Below are 20,875 nucleotides of genomic sequence, written 5' to 3'. Positions count from 1 at the left end.
AGAGGCTAGGACTTTTGTCCCAGCCTCCTCTTCCTTGTGCCCCAGATAGATAATGATATTGTCCCCTTCTTCTGCCTGATAAAAGGCCCTCAGCTCCCTCACAAGGCAGTCAAAGTCCAGCTTATCAAGAGCCAGCTCAAAGCAGGAACGCTGAACCCTCACACCATAGCCTTCTAAAAGCTTTGATAGCTTCAGGCGTCGCTTATGGCTCACGATATCATAAATGACCAGACAAAATTTCGTTTTCTTTCTGGCAAACTCTTTTTCATCATCATCAAGATTAAAGAAGACCATCTTTCCCTCCTCCCGTATAGCTCGACACATACTCAGCTGGATCCAAGGCTTCAAAGCTCCGGATCAAGGATTTGATTTGCTGATCAGCCGCGTATAGAAAAGTGTAGCGGTTTTTATCCAGCTCGACATAGTGATGAATCTCCAAGATCCTCTCCCTCATAGCTCGAGAAAAGATTTCGATCCCCTCAGGTGTCAAAAAGATACCATCTTCCTTCTCAATGAAATGCTCTTCAAAAATTTCCTGACGATTGACCAGCCCCAGTACCGTATCATCCACGATCACCGGCGCCATTCCTCCATCAAATCACTCGCCAAGACAGCATGATGGTCATGTGGCTGATGCATCACTCCAAAGCCTAAGCTCAGGCCATGTTTGCGAATCAAGCCCATGAAGCAAGAATAAAGAATGGAGTAGCCAAAGTTTAGCAGGGTATTAAACTTGTCCAGAGCTGGCCTCCGACTCCGACCAGAAAAATGAAAACCATCAATGACCAGTAAGTTCAAGAGGTAAAAGTAAGATTTAGCCAGTCTCCCTTCTATTCCCATAATTTCCGCTATGCTTCTCGCTTGCTCCAGATTTACCAGCGCATCTCCAAAGCGTTTGAAGTCCTCCTGGTCCAGCAAGTCATTTTCGTCAAAAGCCTGGAGCAGATTAAGCTGATTTCCGATCTTGGCCTCAGCGATTTTCCGAGCAATCCCCAAGCAAAAGTCCGAGTCAAAAGAAGCCCGAGCCTGACTGCGCTGCTTTTCAAAATCTTCCTTCCTAAAGTAATCAAGGAAAAATAGAAATTCGCCCTTGCTCGAGAAATAGAACACAAAAATATCCCTATTAGCCAAGGCTTTCAGTAGCTGAGTAGACAGCTGAGCATTACCAAAGACCAAGATATTATCAATCAGATTAAAAGAAATTTCCTTCAAAAGGATCTGCTCCTCGTTTCTCACAAGCACACGCTGCTCCCTCACCGACAAGCTACAAGACGAATTTTGAATATATAAATCAGCCATAAAAATCCTATTTTTATTTTCTAACCAAACATTTCTAGCAAAAAACATTTTTAGTTTTACTGCCTCAACTGCGCAAACACTTCCCCAATCTTGCCTTCGATGACGAGGTCAGCTTGCTTGTCCTGTGGAATGCTGGTCTTGTTGATAACGACCAGATACTTGCCAGCAAAGTACTGGATGAGACTGGCTGCGGGATAGACCACCAAGGAGGTGCCCCCGATGATTAGCAGGTCGGCTTGATGAATGGCCTGCGCAGCTTGCTGGAAAGTCTCCATATCCAAAGACTCTTCATAGAGGGTCACATCAGGCTTGATCATGCCGCCGCAGTCAGGGCAGTAGGGCACCGTTCCAGGCAGAGCTAGAAATGCCTCCAAATCATAAAATCGCTGACAGTCTAGACAGAAATTTCTATTCGCACTACCGTGTAATTTGAGGACATTTTTTGAACCAGCTATTTCGTGCAGGCTGTCAATATTTTGCGTCACTACAGCCTTGAGCTTGCCGATCTTCTCCAGATGAGCCAGATAGACGTGAGCCGCATTGGGTTTTGCATCTGGATAGAGCAGGTATTTCTTATAAAAATCGAAAAACTCCTGCGGATAGCGCTCAAACATAGTATGTGAAACCAGCTGCTCTGCTGTAAAATGCCGACCTAGCTTGACACTATAAATCCCATCCGAACTGCGAAAGTCAGGGATATTAGACTCGGTCGAGACGCCCGCCCCACCGAAAAAGACGATATTCTGACTTTGGTCAATCATGTCTTGCAACTGCTGTATTTTATCCATTTTCCTCTCCTGTCAATAAAGCTTTAACCAAGCGGTTTGCCTCATCAAAATAAAAATATTCCCGATCGTAGACAATCCCTGTAAAGCGAGCCAAGTCTACCAAAATCTCCATAAAATGCTGGGATGAAAAGCCCGTTGTCCGATATAATTCCGCTTCATCAAAGGGCTTAATCAGATGAGCCAGCGGATTTCGCACTGACTTTTCCAATTCCCGCAACTGTCTGACCTCTTCCTTGACAGACTCCGGCAGATCCAAATGCAAAATCAACTCTGTCAAACTGGATGAATTTACCGTGCTTTCTGCATGAAAGGCTTGTAAGACAGCATAATCTGACTCCCGCATCCGTTCAAACTTCCAGCGGTCATAGCTGGCTTCACGAGAATTATGGATAAAGTGCTCAATATCAGGAATTTCCAGCTTGATCAGGCGCATGAAAATCCGATAAATCGCTGGGCTGACCGCTCGAACGAAATCAATAATCTGCTCATTGCGCAGCTTGGCTTCCAAATCGTAGAGATAGTTGGCCAGCTGCTCGTCAGCCAAATCGGTATGACAAAAAAGCTGAAAACCGCTTTGCGTCTGCAAGGCAGTCTTCAACTCTTCATTCATGGCTGGCAGAATATTGAGCTCTCTACGCTCTGCCAGAATAGCCAATAGGCTGGTTACAATCGAGGAACTTCCCATCAACTTCTGCGCCAGTTTATAGGCATAAGCATAGTCATAACGGGAAATCGCAAAGAGAATTTCCTCTTTTAAATCTAGATTCATGCTTAATCAATCAAGGTTTCCAAACCAACCTTCATCATATCGGTGAAGGTATTTTGGCGTTCCTCTGCTGTCGTATCTTCGTCAGGATTGACCAAACTATCAGAAATGGTCATGATAGCTAGAGCCTCCACTTGGTGCTGGGCAGCCAGATAGTAAAGTGCCGCAGCTTCCATCTCAACAGCTTTCACACCCCATTTGCCCAGCTCGATATTTTTTTCAAAATAGTTCGAATAGAAAACGTCTGATGACAAGACATTTCCGACATGGGTCGTCATGCCCAAGTCTTTGGCGATATGATAAGCCCTGTCCAGCAGGTCAAAGCTGGCAATCTGCGGGAAATCATACTGAGGCCAGTCATTGCGGATAATGTTTGAGTTGGTCGCAGCCGCTTGAGCCAGAACCAATTCACGAACGTGAACATCTGCATTGAGCGAACCAGCCGTTCCCACACGAATCAGCTTTTTCACACCGTAGTCCACAATCAACTCACGCGCATAGATAGAGATTGACGGCATTCCCATGCCCGTTCCCATAACAGAAACCCGCTGACCCTTGTAAGTACCAGTGTAACCAAACATGTTCCGCACTTCGTTAAAACAAACAGCATCTTCTAGGAAATTCTCCGCAATAAACTTGGCACGAAGCGGATCGCCTGGCAAGAGAATTTTATCAGCAATCTCACCTTGTTTAGCAGCAATATGGATAGACATAATTTATGATACAAAGAGCGACAAGAAAACGACTGAAAATTAGGAATCTGACGAGAAATCAGGATTTCTCAGTCAGATTATCTATTTTCCAAGTTTTCCGCTCGTGTTCAAATCTGAACACTTCACTCTACCTTTCCTTCGTTTAATATTTTATTTTCTTACAATTCAGCAAGAATGGCTTTAAGTAGTCGTTTGAAATCACCTTTGACACGCTCTGTTACTTCAACCACTTCCTCATGGTTGAGTTCTTCTTGGAAGCCGGCAGCATGATTGGTAATGCATGAAATTCCGAGAACTTTCAATCCTGAGTGGGCAGCCACGATCACTTCGGGAACAGTAGACATGCCGACTGCATCCGCTCCGAGCGTCTTATAAGCGCGGATTTCTGCTGGCGTTTCGTAAGTTGGACCAGTCACACCGATATAGACACCCTCATCCAGCTTAATGCCAAGCTTATCAGCGACTTGATGAGCAGTTGCACGATATTCTGGTGTATAAGATTTAGACATGTCAGGGAAACGTGGACCAAATTCATCCAAGTTTTCACCAATCAAAGGATTTTGACCCGTCATATTGATGTGGTCAGTAATCGCCATAAGCGTACCAGGACCATAACCGATACCTCCGGCAGCATTGGTAACAATGACACCTGTCGCACCGAGAGCCTTCATCACGCGCACTGGGAAAGTAACGACTTCGAGAGGATTTCCTTCATAGAAATGGAAACGGCCTTGCAGTGCCAAGACTTTACGGCCTGCCAAGTCTCCATAGACTAATTTTCCAGCGTGGCCAACGACAGTTGAGCGACCCCAGTTTGGAATATCCGCATAGTCAAGACTAACGGCATTTTCGATTTCAGAAGCCAATTCTCCCAAACCAGACCCCAAAATCAGACCAAATTCAGGTTCTGTCATACCTTTTTCTTTCAGAAAGGCTGCCGTTGCTTTGATTTTCTCAGATAACGTTGTCATAAAATATATTCCTCACTCTCTTATGCTTATACCAATTTGTCCAAGAAGCTTTCACCAATCATAGCCTTGTCGACACCGAAGTTGTCAGCGATGGTTGCTGAAATGTCCGCAAAGTGTCCGACAGGCAAGTGTCCATTCCCCTTGAGTGATTTACCAAAGACCAAGAGCGGAATGTACTCACGAGTATGGTCCGTTCCGGCATAGGTCGGATCGTTACCGTGGTCAGCGGTAATCATGAGCAAGTCGTCTTCACGCATGTTTTCAATGATTTCTGGCAAGCGAGCGTCGAATTCCTGCAGACAATCACGATAGCCATGCGGATCACGACGGTGACCATAAAGAGCATCGAAGTCTACCAAGTTGGTAAATGAGAAGCCATACTTGAAGTCCTCAGACTGGATAGCCTTAACCAGATTGTCTACACCATGATTATTGGACTGGTTATGCCCCATGTCGTGGTTGATACCTGCACCGTTGAAGATGTCGTTAATCTTACCAACAGAATATGTATCAATACCAGCTTCATTGAGCTTGTCCAAAACAGTTGGTTCAAATGGTGAGACTGCATAGTCATGGCGATTGGCTGTACGAGTGAAGTTGCCTGGCTCCCCTACATAAGGGCGAGCGATGATCCGTCCCAGAAGTGCAGGGCGTTCCAAGGTAATTGAGCGAGCGAATTCACAGATACGATAGAGCTCTTCCAAAGGAATAATCTCCTCATGAGCTGCAATCTGAAGCACCGGATCAGCAGAAGTATAGATAATCAATTCGCCAGTTTCCATCTGACGAGGCCCGAAGTCGTCAATAACAGCAGTTCCAGAATAAGGTTTGTTAGCCTCACGAATAACTTTGCGGCCAGAAAATTCTTCAATTTTAGTCAAGATTTCCTCTGGGAAGCCATTCCAGAATGTATCAAAAGGCTCAGTAATGTTCAGCCCCATGATTTCCCAGTGGCCTGTCATCGTGTCTTTACCTAAAGAAACTTCTTCTAATTTAGTATAGTAACCACTTGGATTTTCCTCAGCTGGTACAGTTTTCAAGGCTTGCTCACGCTCGATATTGCCCAAGCCTAGCTTAGCCATGTTTGGCAAATCTAGACCGACTGCTTTGGAAATATGTCCCAGAGTATCGGAAGCTCCATCTGGCACCCCTGCATTAACAAAATTGTTAGCATCTGGTGCTGCCCCAATGCCGACTGAGTCCATAACGACTAAGTGAATACGATTAAATTTTGACATGAAAACCTCTTTTCTAGTTATTTGCTTCTAAAATGTTTACGCCACCTTGACCAGCGACGATCACCTTGTTGACCATTTGTGTGAAAAGGCCGTGCTCAACAACGCCCACGATATGATCTAATTCTCGGCCAAATTCGACTGGATTTTCGATTACACCTAAATCTAGATCAATAATGAAGTTCTGCATATCCGTGATAAAACGTTGGCCATTTTTTTCACGGAAACTTGGCTTGTAGCCTGCCTCTACAAAGCGACGGAAAACTTGCTCTGCACCATATTGCACTACTTCGACTGGCAGCTTGAAAGCACCTAGCTTTTGAACCAATTTGCTTTCATCAACCACCCAGATGTAGTCCTTGGTAGGTGTCGCGACAACTTTCTCCATCAGCAGGGCTCCGCCTCCGCCTTTGATACCGTTGAACTGAGGATCCACTTCATCAGCTCCATCAACGGTCACATCGACCTGATCCACTTCATCGATGGACTTCAGCGGAATGCCCAGGCCTTCTGCTTGCTTGCTGGTAACGCTAGAGGTGGTGACTGCAGTAATCTGCAAGCCTTCCTCTTTGATACGTCGACCAATTTCCTCGACAAAATAGTAAGCAGTCGAACCTGTTCCCAGACCGACCACCATCCCGTCTTCGACAAATTCAGCAGCCTTGATGCCTGCTAGTTTCTTTAGAGTTTCCATAGCACCTCCTCAAATCAACTATGTTTAGTATATCACAATTCTTTGAAATTTGAAAGTGTTTTCAGCTCTTTAAACGGTTCTTCACGTTTTAACAGTGCTCCATTTCACGAAAATCTCCTTAAAATCTTGCTCCTAGTTCTATTTTACGCTACAATGAAGATAGGCAAATTATTGAAAGAAATACATATTTCAAGTAGTAAACCATAGAAAATCTGAGGAGGTTGTTATGATGCAGCAAGAAAATAAAGTTTTAGGTATTTTAGCCATTGTCTTTGGGGCAATCGCTTTACTTGGCTCCTGGATACCAATCATCAATTATCTATCTTTTTTTATCGGTACTATTGCTCTTATCCTTGCTATTATCGGTCTCATTGTTAACCAAAAGAAACCGAAAACTTTGGCTATAATTGGCTCTGTCATTTCCTTTTTCTCCTTAATTATCGCACTGGTCACTCTATCATTCTATTCCCGTATGTTCAATGAAATGGGAAAAAGGTTTGATACTCTTTCGAGCTCTTATCGTTCCTATGTTGATTCATCAGAAAGAGAAGAAGAAAAAGAAGAAAGTACGAAGTTTACATGGACAAAAGCAGAATTTGATGCACTCAAAGAGGGCGATATTTTGAAAAAAGGTGCAGGCGGAACAAAATACGACGACGTCATTCGCGACCACGGCAAACCAACTGACGAAACCACTTCCACTGTCAGCGGCTCTGAAATAAAAACCATCACCTACTTACCAGGAGGAAGCAAGTATCAAGCCGTCATCCTAACTTTTTCAAAAAACGAAGACGGTTCTTTCCTACTGACTAGCAAGATAGGAACAGGTTTAGAATAAAATAAATTTCCTACCTGACAGCTGTTTATCTTCTACCAATATTGGAAAGAACTCTAGCCATCAATCGCATTTTACTAAGACACAAGGATTTAACTATCACTTTCCTATTATACCCATTAATTGATGCAAAGTAAGGACAAAATGATGCACAAATCTCAAAAACTTTTTGGGTGAATTTTGGACGAACTGGTAGGAAAAGCTTATTAAATAAGCTTTCAGAAAGGATATACATGATAACACGAGAATTTGATACCATCGCTGCGATTTCGACCCCTCTTGGGGAAGGAGCCATCGGTATCGTCAGACTAAGCGGGACTGACAGCTTTGCTATTGCCCAAAAAATCTTTAAAGGCAAGGATCTAAGCAAAGTGGCCAGCCACACACTCAACTACGGCCATATCATCGACCCTCAAAATCAGGAGATTCTGGATGAGGTCATGGTCGGCGCTATGCGTTCTCCCAAGACTTTCACCCGTGAGGATATCATCGAGATCAACACCCACGGCGGGATTGCGGTGACCAATGAAATCCTACAGCTGGCTATCCGAGAAGGGGCTAGAATGGCGGAGCCTGGAGAATTTACCAAGCGAGCCTTTCTCAACGGGCGCGTGGATTTGACTCAAGCTGAGGCCGTCATGGATATCATCCGGGCCAAGACCGATAAAGCCATGAACAATGCTGTCAAGCAGCTGGACGGCTCTCTTTCCGACCTTATCACTAGCACCCGTCAGGAAATCCTCAACACACTGGCTCAGGTCGAGGTCAATATCGACTATCCTGAGTACGACGATGTTGAGGAAGCAACGACAGAAATCATTCGTGAAAAAACACTTGAATTCGAGCAACTTCTGACACAGCTTCTCAAAACTGCGCGACGAGGCAAGATTCTGCGCGAAGGGATTTCTACCGCTATCATCGGTCGACCTAATGTTGGCAAATCCAGCCTCCTCAACAATCTTTTGCGTGAGGACAAGGCCATTGTGACCGATATCGAGGGGACGACTCGTGATGTTATCGAGGAGTATGTCAATATTAACGGCGTACCGCTCAAGCTCATCGATACCGCAGGGATTCGGGAAACGGATGACCTTGTGGAGCAGATTGGCGTTGAGCGCTCTAAAAAAGCCTTACAGGAAGCTGATTTGGTTCTCTTGGTTCTCAATGCCAGCGAGCAACTAACTGACCAAGACAAACAATTGCTTGAAATTAGCCAAGACAGCAATCGCATCGTCCTACTTAACAAAACTGACCTTGAAGAGAAGATTGAACTAGACCAGCTGCCGACTGATGCAATCAAGATTTCCGTCCTCCACAACCAAAATATTGATAAAATCGAGGATCGCATCAATCAGCTCTTCTTTGAGAATGCTGGAATTGTCGAGCAAGACGCCACCTATCTGTCCAATGCCCGCCACATCTCTCTCATCGAAAAGGCTGTCGAAAGCCTGCAAGCCGTCAATCAGGGACTGGAACTAGGCATGCCTGTGGATCTCCTCCAAGTCGATCTGACCCGCACTTGGGAAATTCTTGGTGAAATCACTGGTGACGCTGCACCAGACGAGCTTATCACCCAGCTCTTCAGCCAATTCTGCCTAGGAAAATAATATGGGAATCACAGAGTTTATCAAAGCAAAAAATTTGGGCGAATACCTAGAAAGTCGAAAGAATGGACAAGTCAGAGAGCGCATCCAAAAACGTAGCTGGCTGGAGGTTCTCCTCCACAAAGCCCGTACTACCAAAATAAATCCTGAAAATCATCAAAAAATGAAGAATACGAAACACGGTTCTTGAAAAACAGAACCGTGTTTGTTTGTCTATTAAATCTAACTGAATATTTGCCTAATCATGAAGCGAGGCACTCTCCTTGTCCCAAACTATTTTTTTGTTTGGCTACATCTTCATCGGACTTGAGTCAGCACTCCGTCTTGCATTTCATAAACCTTGTCAACCTCGTCCAGTAGGCGGGTATCATGGGTAATCATGACTACGCTCTTGTTGAATTTTTGAGTCACTTCTTTGAGCAGATGGACCACGCGCTTAGCCCGTTCTGTATCCAGACTAGCTGTTGGCTCATCAGCCAAGATAATATCTGGGCTATTGTAAAGCGCTCTGGCGATAGCAGCTCGCTGCCGTTCCCCACCGGACAATTCTTTCGGATACTGTTTGAGCGTGTCTTTTAGATCTAGCAGCTCAATCAAACTGTCCAGATCTGTCCTTTCTTTTTTAGACAAACGATCAATTAGCTGAAACTGGTCTTCGATTTTCAAAAAAGGTATGAGATTGGAAGCCTGCAAAATAAAGCCGAAATCATTGAAGCGTAGAGCGGCCCGTTCCTTTTCCTTGAGCTGGGAGGTATCTTTCCCATGTAGGAGAATCTGCCCTTTTGAAGGAGTTTGCAAATGCCCCAGCAAGGTCAGAAAGGTTGTTTTACCCGACCCTGACGGCCCAATAATAGCTACAAACTGCCCCGCTTCCAGTTGGAAATCAGTTGGTTTCAAGGCTTGGACCAGTGTATGCCCCTGACCATATTCTTTTGTAACACCTTTTAGTTCTATGATTGGCATTTACTCACCTCCAATCGCTGTGATAGGGTCAATTTTCAGAACTCGGTGAATGGACAAAAGTCCGCCAGCCAGTGACATGAAAACAATCAGGACAATCAATCCAGCATAAGCTCTCCAGTCACTGTAAAAAGGCATAGAAGCCGGCAAGACTAGCTGGGTTCCCAAAAGAGCCAAGACAGCTAAGCTGATTCCCAGAGTGGATAGGATGAAAATCTGCCAGAAAATAGAAGCAATAATCTTCCCACTGGCAATCCCTTGGGCGCGCATAATACCGTAAAGTTGGGTCTTCTGAATGGTGATAATGTACATGAAAATCCCCAATACTAAAAAGGTAATCAGAACCATGGCCCCAATCATAAAGGAAAAAGTCAGAACCTGAGGCTGATAACCAGGGATATTTTCTATAAAATCACTCATAGAAAGCTGACTAAGCCCAGTTTCTTCAATCTTTTGACTATCTTTGACCACAAGTGCGCTGATATTCTTAACCTGACTAGAGCCGTACTTTAATTCCCTGAAATCATCTAGATCCATAAAAATTACAGGTTGCGTAAAGAAGCTATTATCCTCTGTGAAACCAACAACCTGATAGAGGCGCTCACTGCCATTGAGCTGAAGCTGGTCGCCTAGTTTGACACCTTTTTGCTGCAGACGCTTATCCGCAATGACTTCATAAGCAGTTTCAGCAGGACGTCCCTCAATAATGTCAGGCGCTAGAAAACTATCCCAAGAGAGACCAAAAACCTGAGCATTGAGTTTATCAGTCCCATCTTCATAATTGGCCACTGCTGACGTTTGTCCCAAAGCAGCGACTGAGTCCCCTTGAAGCAAGCTACTATACTCCTCTTCCTTGATAGTCGAAGCAACCAGATTCTTATTTGCGTACTCCGACAAGACAATTGACTCAGCCTGCCATTGGTCCAGAGCCAAGCGATTGAGCCTAGCCAAACCGACAGAAAGACTAGACAAAAAGAAAACCATATAGGTAATGAGAAAGACCACAGCAACCACTAAACGATAGCGTCCACGGCTGTAGATAATCTCTTTAAAAGCTAAAAACAAAGCTATCCTCCTTTGAGATGTTAAAGATCATTATATCATAAAGAAGCAAGCTAGAAAAACATATGAGACTAATGGCAACCAGATTCACACGAAAATCACTAAGTCGTATAGCGGTTCCCTAAGTAAGAAACTTTCCTTAAAAGAAATTCATAAAATAAAAAGAAACAAGGGCTTCAGTTCATATACTGAAACCGTTCTTGTTTCTTTTTCTTTACGCTTCGCACACACTTTTTCTGAGCAGATTAAGAAACACTTTACTGCTTGGTAAAGGTCAGAGTGTCTGGATCATCATCCAATTCGTTCACAATCAGCTGATTGCCATTTTGTCGGTAACTTTTGACATCGTCACCGACAATTAGTCTCTGCTTCGCTGCATCTACTTGTACCTGTTTGATTTCCTTACTGCCATCGACCTCGGTCTCAGTCCAAGTGCCAGTCTTACCGTTGATTTCTAGGACATGCTGGTCACCATCATGGTCGGTTGCTTGGTAGCGTCCGTTTATATTGCTGGTCTGACCTGCATTGGATGAAGAAGCCTGTTCTTGCGCAGGCTGTGATGTTTGGCTTTGGGTATTTTGTGATGAGTTAGCATTTCCTCCCTGATTAGCATTGCCTGAGCAAGCAGTCAATAGAACTGCGACTGTCAATGATAAGATTCCAGTAAAGGCTTTTTTCGAAATAGTCATATTGCTTTCTCCTTTTTCTACACTTGTAGTTTATAATTGTATTCTACAATTGTCTGTTTTGTTTGTCAATCATATAGCATTTTTTATCTAAAAATAGAAAATTCTCCAGCCTAACTTGACTGGAGATGTAAAATCTATTGCTTCTTCTAGAGGATCAAAGCTAGTCATCCTTGATGGCCGAGCCTTATGCCTTATCACCAAATAACAGAGTAGAATTCTGCAGATAGGGATTGGGGTACTTTCGAAGCAAATCTTTTACAGCTTCTACCAAAACCTTCTGCTCCATCTGACCTACTTGGTATCGTTCTAAAAGCAGCATAAAGTTTTCTTTTTCAGCTGGGAGGGCTTTTTTCTTAAAATAGCCCCAAACATGCTGAAAAGCATTACAGACCTGACCTCGGTTTTCTGGTAGGGCTATCGCCTGATCAATTAAATCTTGGACATGTGCTGCTTCCACTGAGTCGCTTTTTAGATATTGGCGGATTTCCAGATAAATCTTACTGGAATGACTGAGAACCAGATATTTATTTCTAGCCCAAAGAGTCTGACATTGGGATATTTGGCTTACATTTTCCATAATTACTTTTCTTACAATCTTTCCTTTTATTCCGGAAAAATCCATTCAATATGTGGAGCTCGCTTACTGATTTCTTTATAAATAGTATTGAAATCAGCATCAACAAGATCATTCAAGTCAATCTCTTCCAGTATTTTTCCTTCTTCGTCTTTAAAATAAAGTATGCGATAAGTTGATCTCGAATTTTTAGAATAAGCACGTCTAATTTCATACTCGATTTGCTTAATATTTGTTAAATTAATGTGATTTATATCTTGGAAAACAGAGGGTTTAACATCAATCTTATCATCAGAAATAGTAAAAGCTGCAGGCTCATGAGCTTTCTTATAAGCCGAAACACCTAAAATAGTAACTATAACACCTGCACCAATTAGAATTGGACCCACATATTCATTATTTTGATTGAGAATTTCTTGCTCAGATTCCTTTTCTCTTCGGATAGAAGCTTGTTCGGACTCTAATTGTTTATTATAGGTCTCTACAAAAGCTTGCAGTCTTTTTTGCTCTTCTTCTGGTGTTTCATTCTCAGGTGCAAAATCCGAATTAACCAAGGTTTTGGCTTTTTCAATAGTCATCGGGCTTTCATTCAACTTTGCATCTTTTCGTTCAGACTCTAGCTGTTCTAAGCGATCATTATAGCTATCACCAGTTCTGGGGGGAGATTGAATTGTAGCGATTGCAATAATTGCTCCGATGATAATGACAATAATGCCAATAACCTCACCAGCATAACTCCTCTTATATTCCACACAAATCTCCTTTACACCACATTATTTAATAGAACAAGAATACCATAATTTAGGCATTTTATAAAGTATCATTTTATTAAAGAAGCAGCCCTTAAGGACTGCTTCTCTTTGTATATACTAGCGCACTTCTGCGCCGACATTTTCTTCCAAGGATTTTTGGATTTTTTCCATGTATTTAGCCACTTCATCGTCAGTCAGGCTGTCTTCTGGATTTTGGAAGGTCAGTGTGTAGGCCATAGACTTAAGGCCAACACCTAATTTGTCACCAGAGAAGATATCGAAGAGCTTGATATCCGTCAAACGTTTCACTCCGGCAGCTTGAATCGCTTCCACCACCTGTCTGTGGCTGATCACTGCTTTGAGCAACAAGGCCACATCGCGAGTAACAGCTGGGAATTTGGTGATTTCTACAAAAGGCTGTTCTGGCTCAAGATTTGCCTCAATAGCTGTCAGATTGAGCTCTGCCACATAGGTTTCTGGGATGTCATAAGCCTTGGCCGTCACTGGATGAACCTGCCCAACATAGCCCACTGGCTGACCCTTGATCGAAATCAGCGCTGTCCGACCTGGATGCAGACTCTTAAGCTGGTCAGTTGCTTGATAATCAGCTTCTAATCCCAAGCGGTCAAAGAGCGCTTCAACCACTCCCTTAGCGTAGAAGAAGTCCACAGGAGTCGCTGGCGTTTGGAAATCTTTTTCACTTACCAAGCCAGTTAGGGCAAAGGCAAAGCTATTGATTTCGTTAGGCAATTCTTCCTTTGGATTACCTGTTTGTTCAAAGATTTTCCCAATTTCATAAAGAGCCAAATCCTTATTTTTACGAGCAACATTGTAGCTGACAGTATCCAACATGCCTGAGAGCATATTTTGTCGGAGAACACTGCGCTCCCTTGTCATAGGCCACATAAGCTCCGTTAGATTTGTAGGATTAAGCGTAAATTCAACAGCTTTTTCTGGCGTAGTCAAAGCATAAGAAATAATCTCGGTCAGCCCTGCTCCTTCAGCCACCGTCCGAACCTTGCGACGTAGCTTCTGAGTAGCCGTCAATTCACCAGCTGTTCCAGCATCTTGAGGTAGGGAAACTGGCAAGCGGTCATAGCCATAAATACGAGCAATTTCCTCGTAAAGATCTGCTGGAATACGAATATCCCAACGACGAGCAGGCACGCTGACTGTGAACAAGTCCGCAGATCCGCTAAGACCAAAGCCTAGACGACGGAAAATATCTTCAATATCCGCATAAGTCAAATCTGTTCCCAGGACTCGGTTGACATCAGAAAGGCTAGTCGAAACCTGCTTGTCAGTCGTATCTAACTGTCCTGCTTGGACAATACCAGCATGAACAGTTGCACCTGCCAAGTCAGCAATCATGCTTGCAGCAGCATCTAGAGCTTCGGTTACTGTTGCAAGGTTAATCCCTTTTTCAAAGCGTGAAGAAGACTCAGAACGCAATCCCAGACGACTGCTTGTCTTACGGATTGACTTGCCATCAAAGACAGCCGCTTCCAGAACGACACGAGTCGACTTGCCAGAGATTTCGGTGGCTGCTCCGCCCATAACACCTGCAAGGGCTACTGGCTTATCTGCCACAGTGATAACTAAATCGCCGACTTCCAGCTCCCGCTCTTCGCCGTCCAGCGTCACTAGTTTTTCACCAGCACGCGCTTCTCGGACGACAATCTGGTCGCCCTCAAATGTATCCAGATCAAAGGCATGCATGGGCTGACCAAAATAGAGCAAGATGTAGTTAGTCACGTCCACTACATTGTTAATCGGACGGATTCCTTCGTTCATGAGGAGATTTTGCAGCCACTGAGGACTCGGAGCAATGGTCACATTGTCCAAAATACGAGCGGCATAAAACGGTGCTTTTTCAGTCTCAAGGGCTACAGATAAGCTAGCCGCAGCCTCTTTATCCCCTTCAGTCAAAGGAAATTCTTTGAAATGAACGGGCTTATCGTAAATAGCTGCTACTTCATGCGCTACCCCACGCATAGACAGCGCATCTGCTCGGTTGGGTGTGATGGAAAGCTCGATAATTTCATCATCCAAGTCTAGATAAGGGAAGACCTCATCTCCTGGTACAGCACTATCTGGCAAAATTTGAATGCCATCCGCAAATTCCTTTGGCACGACAGAATCCGAAATGCCCAGCTCGCCAAGAGAACAAATCATACCTAGTGACTCCAAGCCACGGATTTTCCCTTTTTTAATCTTATAATTATCCGCAATACGAGCACCTGGCAAAGCCACCATAACCTTGATACCCGCACGAACATTCGGTGCACCACAGACAATCTGGCGAGGCTCCTCTTCTCCGACATTGACCTGACAGAGGTGCAGGTGAGTTTCAGGTACATCCTCGTAGCTTAAAACTTCTCCGACAACAATTTTCGAAAGACCTTCGGCTGGCGAGCTGACTCCTTCTACTTCAATACCAGTTGTGGACATTTTCTCAGCCAGCTCGGCACTCGTCACATCCAAATCAACCAGTTCTTTTAACCATTTATAACTAACTAACATATGTATGATTTTACGACCGACCAGACCTAACTCTGACTTCATAGACAAAGCCAGTCCATTCGTCTTTTCGGTCGTATTTGATTCCTCTCTATAAATTTCTGTTTTCACTAAAAGCCCAATAAACAGCGCTGTTATCGTCTTTTTAGTTTAATTTCTTCCTTAAAAGCCAGTCAATATCGACTGTGTCACCAGTAATATATTCATGCTGGCTAAATCTTTCAAAGCCATATTTAAAGTAAAAATTCTGCGCCTTAAAATTTCTTTCCCAAACACCTAGCCAAGCCCAGCTAAAGCCACGTTTTTGGGCTTCTTCTAAGGCAAATTCAAACATTTCCTTGCCCAAGCCGAAGCCCTGATGGGAGGCAAGTACATAAATCCGTTGAATTTCAAAGGAAGCTTCCAACTCCTGCTCTGTCTGAGCCTGACCCCAGTTACACTTGAGAAAACCAGCGATCTTTTGCTCCTTGTCCAGCACAAAATAATGCTCAGACTCAGGATTGGCCAGCTCCTGCTCCAGCCTTTCATGCGCCAGCTCATGGGCAAAATAATGCTCTAAATCTGCCTGTTTGATGAAAGGACCAAAAGTTTCTTGGTAGGTCTGCACTTGTAACTCCCGCAAAATATCCAGATCTTCTGGCTGAACTCTAACTAACATAGGGCACTCCTTTCTCAGAAGTGGCTGTGAGCGATATTCCTAGCTAAAATTGTCTTATAAGCTAGTATACTGATGAGCCTCTTTCTCACGCATTTCAAGTCCGCAAACATTGCTAATCAGGCTTTTCGTGATGGGATTGTTCAAATCAAGTTCTATTCTACTGACTTCTTACTTGAACTGCTGTGAAAAACGCACATCGCCTTGGTAGAAGCCACGAATATCGTTGATACCGTAGCGAAGCATAGCTACCCGCTCCTGACCGAGACCAAAGGCAAAGCCAGAATATTTCTCCGAATCGATGCCACTCATTTCCAAGACACTTGGGTGCACCATTCCAGCTCCCATGATTTCGATCCAGCCAGTCTTCTTGCAGACATTACAGCCAGCACCACCACACTTAAAGCAAGATACATCCACTTCGACAGATGGCTCTGTAAATGGGAAGTAAGATGGACGTAGACGAATCTTCCGATCCGCACCAAACATTTTTTGAATAATCAGCTGCAAGGTTCCTTGCAAGTCAGCCATAGAGATATTTTCCCCTACGACCAGACCTTCAATCTGATGAAACTGGTGAGAGTGAGTCGCATCGTCTGTATCACGACGGAAAACACGTCCCGGAGAGATCATCTTAAGTGGCCCTTGGCTAAAGTCATGGGCATCCATGGCACGAGCCTGAACAGGAGAAGTGTGAGTACGCAAGAGGATCTCTTCTGTGATGTAGAAGGTATCCTGCATATCTCGCGCAGGATGGTCTTTAGGCAGGTTCATCCGTTCAAAGTTGTAGTAGTCTGACTCAACCTCGAAACCATCCACGACCTGATAGCCCATACCGATAAAGATATCTTCGATTTCTTCACTCGTTTGGGTCAAAATATGGCGATTTCCAGCTGGAATCTTACGGCCTGGCAGGGTCACATCCAAGGCATCATTGGCCAACTGGGCTGCGACTTTCTGCTCTTCCAAGATTTGAGCTGCTTCTTCAAAGGCCGCATTCAGCACATCTCGTGCTTCATTGACGTGCTTCCCGATAATAGGACGCATCTCAGCAGAAACATCCTTCATCCCTTTGAGAATCTCAGTCAGACTTCCTTTTTTCCCTAGGACAGATACTTTCAGCTCCTGCATATCCTTAGCATTTTCCAGAGTAATGGTCTGCAATTGGGCTAAAGTTTCCTCACGCAGACTCTGCAATCGTTCTTCAATTGTTGACATAGTTCCTCCAAAATAAAAACCGCGGCCTCACTCACACCGAAGCGGAGCGTTGACACGCGGTACCATCCGTTTTTTATCTGGCAAGCCAGACCTTAATTACCAATCCCAAAGCAAGTGAATTCGCCTAGCTTTCATCTAGAGAGCTCTCAGTCGCTGGCTCCCCTCCCTGTCAAACTTCCCCTAGGTTACTGGTCTTGCGGATTGCTATTCAATTATAATTTATTCTAACAGATTTCTAAACATTTCGCAAGCTCAGTTGAGGAATTTACAAGAAGAAAAAGAAGTCCGTTGAGCAACGGACTTCCTTTCTTTCTATTTAATCACTTGTCCTGCTTCTTTGAGAGCATCTTCTGGTACAGTGATACCCAGTTCTTTGGCATTTTTAGTATTGATAACAGATTTACCTTTATCAAAAATATCTACTGCAGTATCAGCAGGCTTGGCACCTTTAAGGACTTTAGCTGCCATTTTACCAGTCGCCACACCTAGGTCATACTGGTCTACAACGACAGAGGCAAGACCACCTTCTTCTACCATGGCTGTCGCACTTGGATAAATCGGTTTCTTAGCTTCTTTATTACTGGACACAACTGTCGCAAATGCTGACGCAATAGTATTGTCAATTGGAATCCAGATAGCATCAACCTTGCCAGTCATGACATTCATGGTTGAAGCAATTTCATTGGTTGAAGGAACAGAATATTCCTCTACCTTGTAGCCTGCCTCTTCAGCCAATTTTTTGAACTCTTCTACCTGGGCTTTAGAGTTGTCTTCACTGCTAGAATAAAGGGCACCGATTGTTTTCACATTTGGCGTCAATTTTTTAATCAGCTCTAGCTGTTGCTTGGCTGGATTGTGGTCAGAAACACCTGTGATATTAGCACCTGGCTTTTCCAGATTTTTCACTAGGTTTGCTCCAACTGGATCTGTGATAGCTCCCATGACGATAGGCTTGTCCTTAGTAGCCGCAGCTAGTCCTTGCGCAGATGGAGTGGCAATCCCAATCAGCACATCATTGTCATTGGACACCAGCTGCTTACTCATGGTAGAGACTTTGCTCTGATCTCCCTCAGCATTCATAAAGTCAATCTTAATCTTGTCGCCCTTATAGCCTTCCTCAGCTAGACCGTCCTGAATTCCCTTGTAAATCAAATCAAGCGAAGGGTGGCTGACATACTGCAAGACACCAACCTTTACTGTCTTACTATCGTCGCCAGTCTTAGATCCGTTGCTCTTTCCACTCAAGCTGGAATAAGCCATCCCACCGATTACCAAAATAGCCAATAGGCCCAAAATAGTCATTAAACGTTTATTTTTCATATTCTTTCTCCATTTCTTTATTTCATTTTTTCTATTCAATCCCTAGGGACGCCATCGTTTAAACATAGGCAATTCTCCTTGTTTTTTATAATAAGCAACAAAAAACCTCACACAGGTATTCTGTGTGAGGGCGTAAATCGCGGTGCCACCTCAATTATGGAAAATAGCTAGTCTTTCTCCATATCTCTATCTTGTCATCAAACAAGCTGCACTGTAAGGTGTGCGCACCGAATTCTTATTGTTTCAAATTCATATTTATCAATTAGCCCAATTTCGTAAAGATTTGCTGCTCATTTCCACCAACCACAAGCTCGCTAAAAACAAATGCATTTACTACTTTTCTAATTTCCTATATTGTAAATTTTTCCTGAAGGGATGTCAAGACCTTTTTGAAATTTTTTATAAAATGTTCGGTTTTTGTTTATAGCGATAATCATTGACAAAAATAAATTTCTTTTTGATGAGACTTTAGAAGCTTTTAGCTTGGTTTTTTGTTATAATCTTCTTTAGCAACTTTCAAGGAGAAAAGCATGTCTTTCGACGGATTTTTTTTACACCACATGACAGAGGAGCTCCGCCGCGAATTGCTGGGCGGCCGCATCCAAAAGATTAATCAACCTTTTGAACAGGAGCTGGTTTTACAGATTCGCAGCAATCGCCAAAGCCACAAGCTGCTCCTGTCAGCCCACTCGGTCTTTGGGCGCGTCCAGCTGACAGAGACTACGTTTGAAAATCCTGCCGTTCCTAATACCTTTATCATGGTCATGCGCAAATACCTGCAGGGTGCTGTTCTTGAAGCGATCCAGCAAGTTGAAAATGATCGGATTTTGGAAATCAGCGTCTCCAATAAGAACGAAATCGGTGACAGCGTGGCTGTGACTCTGGTCATCGAAATCATGGGCAAGCACAGCAACATCATTCTCTTGGATAAGGCTAGCGGCAAGATTATTGAAGCCATCAAACATGTCGGATTTTCTCAGAATAGCTATCGGACCATCCTGCCGGGCTCAACTTATGTTGCTCCGCCTCAGACAGGCAGTCTCAATCCTTTCACTGTGGGTGATGAAAAGCTCTTCCAAATCCTGCATACTGAAGACTTAGAGCCCAAACGCTTGCAACAAATGTTTCAGGGATTGGGTCGGGATACAGCTACTGAACTCAGTGGCCGTCTGACAGCTGACAAGCTCAAAAACTTTCGAGCATTTTTTGCCAGTCCGACTCAACCTAGCCTGACCGAAAAATCCTTCTCTGCTCTGCTATTTTCTGACAGCAAGACCCAAATGTCCACGCTATCCGAGCTTTTGGACACTTTCTATAAGGACAAGGCCGAGCGAGATCGGGTCAACCAGCAGGCCAGCGAATTGATTCGCCGAGTAGAAAATGAGTTGGAAAAGAACCGGAAAAAACTGGGCAAGCAAGAGGAAGAGCTCCTAGCAACGGAGAATGCAGAAGAATTTCGCCAAAAAGGGGAACTCTTGACCACCTTTCTCCATCAGGTGCCCAATGATCAGGACCAAGTGGAACTGGATAACTACTACACAGGTGAGAAGATTATCATCTCACTTGACAAGGCCCTGACCCCCAATCAAAATGCCCAACGCTATTTCAAACGCTACCAGAAGCTCAAGGAAGCCGTCAAACATCTGACCAGTTTGATTGAGGAGACAAGGAATACGATTCTCTACCTAGAGAGCGTGGAAACTGCCCTTGCTCAGGCCAGCCTGACTGAGATTGCAGAAATTCGGGAGGAACTAATCCAGACTGGCTTTATCCGCCGACGCCAAAGAGAGAAAATCCAGAAAAGGCAGAAACCGGAGAAATATTTGGCAACTGACGGTCAAACCATTATCCTCGTTGGGCGTAACAACCTACAAAATGACGAACTGACGTTTAAGATGGCTAAGAAGGACGAGCTTTGGTTCCACGCTAAGGATATTCCAGGCAGTCATGTGGTCATCACAGGCAATCTTCAGCCCAGCGATGAGGTAAAGACAGACGCTGCCGAGCTAGCGGCCTACTTCTCCAAGGCCAGACTCTCCAATCTGGTCCAAGTGGACATGATTGAAGTTAGAAAACTCAACAAACCAACTGGCGGCAAGCCCGGATTTGTCACCTATACGGGCCAGAAAACCCTGCGCGTCACACCAGATGAAGAAAAGATTAAAAGCATGAAAATGTAAACTAATCAGTTTCTAAAATATGGATTTGGCGGATATTGAA

The 20,875-nt window shown here is 44.1% G+C and carries 21 protein-coding genes, 1 pseudogene and 1 other annotated feature; of the genes and pseudogenes, 4 read left to right on the top strand and 18 right to left on the bottom strand.

Annotated elements, in window-relative coordinates:
- The 9 genes and pseudogenes from cas2 to rpiA form a co-directional block, all read right to left on the bottom strand.
- On the bottom strand, positions 1 to 294 hold a 294-nt coding region (gene cas2 / locus A0765_RS01325), incomplete at its 3' end, for a CRISPR-associated endonuclease Cas2 (RefSeq protein ID WP_062004240.1).
- On the bottom strand, positions 281 to 490 hold the full coding sequence (locus A0765_RS10545) for a hypothetical protein (RefSeq protein WP_257000781.1): 210 nt from the start codon (positions 488 to 490) through the stop codon (positions 281 to 283). The genes A0765_RS10545 and cas2, both read right to left, overlap by 14 nt.
- Positions 491 to 508: 18 nt before the next feature.
- A pseudogene (cas1, locus tag A0765_RS01315) lies at positions 509 to 1,299 on the bottom strand (CRISPR-associated endonuclease Cas1); the annotation flags it as partial.
- A 56-nt stretch (positions 1,300 to 1,355) separates the two neighbouring features.
- Positions 1,356 to 2,087 carry an NAD-dependent protein deacylase gene (locus tag A0765_RS01310; RefSeq protein ID WP_062004238.1) on the bottom strand — a complete coding sequence of 244 codons (732 nt, stop codon included), beginning with the start codon at positions 2,085 to 2,087 and terminating at the stop codon, positions 1,356 to 1,358.
- Positions 2,080 to 2,856 carry a Gbs1250 family HEPN protein gene (locus A0765_RS01305; protein WP_062004236.1) on the bottom strand — a complete coding sequence of 259 codons (777 nt, stop codon included), beginning with the start codon at positions 2,854 to 2,856 and terminating at the stop codon, positions 2,080 to 2,082. Before A0765_RS01305 ends, A0765_RS01310 begins: the two co-directional genes overlap by 8 nt.
- Positions 2,857 to 2,858: 2 nt before the next feature.
- The gene (deoD, locus tag A0765_RS01300; RefSeq protein ID WP_062004234.1) at positions 2,859 to 3,566 is read right to left on the bottom strand and encodes a purine-nucleoside phosphorylase; all 708 of its coding nucleotides are present in this window, start codon (positions 3,564 to 3,566) and stop codon (positions 2,859 to 2,861) included.
- 158 nt (positions 3,567 to 3,724) lie between these two features.
- Positions 3,725 to 4,537, bottom strand: a complete 813-nt coding sequence (locus A0765_RS01295) for a purine-nucleoside phosphorylase (RefSeq protein WP_062004232.1) — start codon at positions 4,535 to 4,537, stop codon at positions 3,725 to 3,727.
- Positions 4,538 to 4,563: 26 nt separating this feature from the next.
- Positions 4,564 to 5,775 (bottom strand): phosphopentomutase, encoded by a 1,212-nt coding sequence (locus A0765_RS01290; RefSeq protein WP_062004230.1) that lies wholly within the window; start codon positions 5,773 to 5,775, stop codon positions 4,564 to 4,566.
- 13 nt (positions 5,776 to 5,788) lie between these two features.
- On the bottom strand, positions 5,789 to 6,466 hold the full coding sequence (gene rpiA / locus A0765_RS01285; protein ID WP_048764632.1) for a ribose-5-phosphate isomerase RpiA: 678 nt from the start codon (positions 6,464 to 6,466) through the stop codon (positions 5,789 to 5,791).
- A 229-nt stretch (positions 6,467 to 6,695) separates the two neighbouring features.
- Here rpiA and A0765_RS01280 point away from each other — a divergent pair, with 229 nt between their 5' ends.
- The 3 genes from A0765_RS01280 (at position 6,696) to A0765_RS01270 (ending at position 9,095) form a co-directional block, all read left to right on the top strand.
- Positions 6,696 to 7,304 (top strand): CD20-like domain-containing protein, encoded by a 609-nt coding sequence (locus A0765_RS01280; protein WP_062004246.1) that lies wholly within the window; start codon positions 6,696 to 6,698, stop codon positions 7,302 to 7,304.
- 230 nt (positions 7,305 to 7,534) lie between these two features.
- Entirely contained in the window at positions 7,535 to 8,908 is a 1,374-nt protein-coding gene (gene mnmE / locus A0765_RS01275; RefSeq protein ID WP_062004228.1) for a tRNA uridine-5-carboxymethylaminomethyl(34) synthesis GTPase MnmE, read from the top strand.
- A 1-nt stretch (position 8,909) separates the two neighbouring features.
- A complete protein-coding gene (locus A0765_RS01270) occupies positions 8,910 to 9,095 on the top strand; it encodes a hypothetical protein (protein ID WP_062004226.1) in 186 nt (61 codons plus the stop codon).
- 107 nt (positions 9,096 to 9,202) lie between these two features.
- Here A0765_RS01270 and A0765_RS01265 read toward each other — a convergent pair whose 3' ends face one another.
- The 9 genes from A0765_RS01265 to trpX all read right to left on the bottom strand — a co-directional run bounded on the left by A0765_RS01265 (position 9,203) and on the right by trpX (position 18,655).
- A complete protein-coding gene (locus A0765_RS01265) occupies positions 9,203 to 9,868 on the bottom strand; it encodes an ABC transporter ATP-binding protein (protein WP_045496552.1) in 666 nt (221 codons plus the stop codon).
- Entirely contained in the window at positions 9,869 to 10,930 is a 1,062-nt protein-coding gene (locus tag A0765_RS01260) for an ABC transporter permease (protein WP_062004225.1), read from the bottom strand.
- A 254-nt stretch (positions 10,931 to 11,184) separates the two neighbouring features.
- Positions 11,185 to 11,616 carry an SP_0198 family lipoprotein gene (locus tag A0765_RS01255; protein WP_062004223.1) on the bottom strand — a complete coding sequence of 144 codons (432 nt, stop codon included), beginning with the start codon at positions 11,614 to 11,616 and terminating at the stop codon, positions 11,185 to 11,187.
- A 184-nt stretch (positions 11,617 to 11,800) separates the two neighbouring features.
- Positions 11,801 to 12,193, bottom strand: coding sequence for a YbgA family protein (locus A0765_RS01250; protein ID WP_062004221.1), 393 nt, complete (start codon positions 12,191 to 12,193; stop codon positions 11,801 to 11,803).
- Positions 12,194 to 12,219: 26 nt separating this feature from the next.
- A complete protein-coding gene (locus tag A0765_RS01245) occupies positions 12,220 to 12,942 on the bottom strand; it encodes a hypothetical protein (protein ID WP_062004219.1) in 723 nt (240 codons plus the stop codon).
- 117 nt (positions 12,943 to 13,059) lie between these two features.
- Positions 13,060 to 15,507 (bottom strand): phenylalanine--tRNA ligase subunit beta, encoded by a 2,448-nt coding sequence (gene pheT, locus A0765_RS01240; RefSeq protein WP_371259492.1) that lies wholly within the window; start codon positions 15,505 to 15,507, stop codon positions 13,060 to 13,062.
- A 100-nt stretch (positions 15,508 to 15,607) separates the two neighbouring features.
- Positions 15,608 to 16,120, bottom strand: coding sequence for a GNAT family N-acetyltransferase (locus tag A0765_RS01235; protein ID WP_062004217.1), 513 nt, complete (start codon positions 16,118 to 16,120; stop codon positions 15,608 to 15,610).
- A gap of 168 nt (positions 16,121 to 16,288) precedes the next feature.
- Complete coding sequence (gene pheS / locus A0765_RS01230; RefSeq protein ID WP_061910872.1) at positions 16,289 to 17,335, bottom strand: phenylalanine--tRNA ligase subunit alpha; 1,047 nt, start codon at positions 17,333 to 17,335, stop codon at positions 16,289 to 16,291.
- 312 nt (positions 17,336 to 17,647) lie between these two features.
- Positions 17,648 to 18,655: a tryptophan ABC transporter substrate-binding protein gene (trpX, locus tag A0765_RS01225; RefSeq protein WP_062004215.1), complete on the bottom strand. Its 1,008-nt coding sequence runs from the start codon at positions 18,653 to 18,655 to the stop codon at positions 17,648 to 17,650.
- Between the two features lie 123 nt (positions 18,656 to 18,778).
- Positions 18,779 to 19,015: a binding site (T-box leader), on the bottom strand.
- A 170-nt stretch (positions 19,016 to 19,185) separates the two neighbouring features.
- Here trpX and fbpA point away from each other — a divergent pair.
- Entirely contained in the window at positions 19,186 to 20,835 is a 1,650-nt protein-coding gene (gene fbpA / locus A0765_RS01220; protein WP_062004213.1) for an Rqc2 family fibronectin-binding protein FbpA, read from the top strand.
- The last annotated feature ends 40 nt before the right edge of the window (positions 20,836 to 20,875 follow it).

It is taken from the genome of Streptococcus cristatus, from assembly GCF_001588905.1.
GTDB classification, from domain to species: Bacteria; Bacillota; Bacilli; order Lactobacillales; family Streptococcaceae; genus Streptococcus; species Streptococcus cristatus_N.
This window is presented reverse-complemented; position numbering and strand designations above follow the sequence as displayed.

Bases quoted from the DNA above. Each gene is read 5' to 3' on its own strand.
- fbpA (WP_062004213.1), top strand. From the start codon at position 19,186: ATGTCTTTCGACGGATTTTTTTTACACCACATGACAGAGGAGCTCCGC.
- A0765_RS01310 (WP_062004238.1), bottom strand. From the start codon at position 2,087: ATGGATAAAATACAGCAGTTGCAAGACATGATTGACCAAAGTCAGAAT.
- A0765_RS01295 (WP_062004232.1), bottom strand. From the start codon at position 4,537: ATGACAACGTTATCTGAGAAAATCAAAGCAACGGCAGCCTTTCTGAAA.
- A0765_RS01280 (WP_062004246.1), top strand. From the start codon at position 6,696: ATGCAGCAAGAAAATAAAGTTTTAGGTATTTTAGCCATTGTCTTTGGG.
- rpiA (WP_048764632.1), bottom strand. From the start codon at position 6,466: ATGGAAACTCTAAAGAAACTAGCAGGCATCAAGGCTGCTGAATTTGTC.
- A0765_RS01255 (WP_062004223.1), bottom strand. From the start codon at position 11,616: ATGACTATTTCGAAAAAAGCCTTTACTGGAATCTTATCATTGACAGTC.
- A0765_RS01250 (WP_062004221.1), bottom strand. From the start codon at position 12,193: ATGGAAAATGTAAGCCAAATATCCCAATGTCAGACTCTTTGGGCTAGA.
- pheT (WP_371259492.1), bottom strand. From the start codon at position 15,507: ATGAAGTCAGAGTTAGGTCTGGTCGGTCGTAAAATCATACATATGTTA.
- A0765_RS01265 (WP_045496552.1), bottom strand. From the start codon at position 9,868: ATGCCAATCATAGAACTAAAAGGTGTTACAAAAGAATATGGTCAGGGG.
- A0765_RS01305 (WP_062004236.1), bottom strand. From the start codon at position 2,856: ATGAATCTAGATTTAAAAGAGGAAATTCTCTTTGCGATTTCCCGTTAT.
- A0765_RS01235 (WP_062004217.1), bottom strand. From the start codon at position 16,120: ATGTTAGTTAGAGTTCAGCCAGAAGATCTGGATATTTTGCGGGAGTTA.
- A0765_RS01290 (WP_062004230.1), bottom strand. From the start codon at position 5,775: ATGTCAAAATTTAATCGTATTCACTTAGTCGTTATGGACTCAGTCGGC.
- pheS (WP_061910872.1), bottom strand. From the start codon at position 17,335: ATGTCAACAATTGAAGAACGATTGCAGAGTCTGCGTGAGGAAACTTTA.
- A0765_RS01270 (WP_062004226.1), top strand. From the start codon at position 8,910: ATGGGAATCACAGAGTTTATCAAAGCAAAAAATTTGGGCGAATACCTA.
- trpX (WP_062004215.1), bottom strand. From the start codon at position 18,655: ATGAAAAATAAACGTTTAATGACTATTTTGGGCCTATTGGCTATTTTG.
- deoD (WP_062004234.1), bottom strand. From the start codon at position 3,566: ATGTCTATCCATATTGCTGCTAAACAAGGTGAGATTGCTGATAAAATT.
- mnmE (WP_062004228.1), top strand. From the start codon at position 7,535: ATGATAACACGAGAATTTGATACCATCGCTGCGATTTCGACCCCTCTT.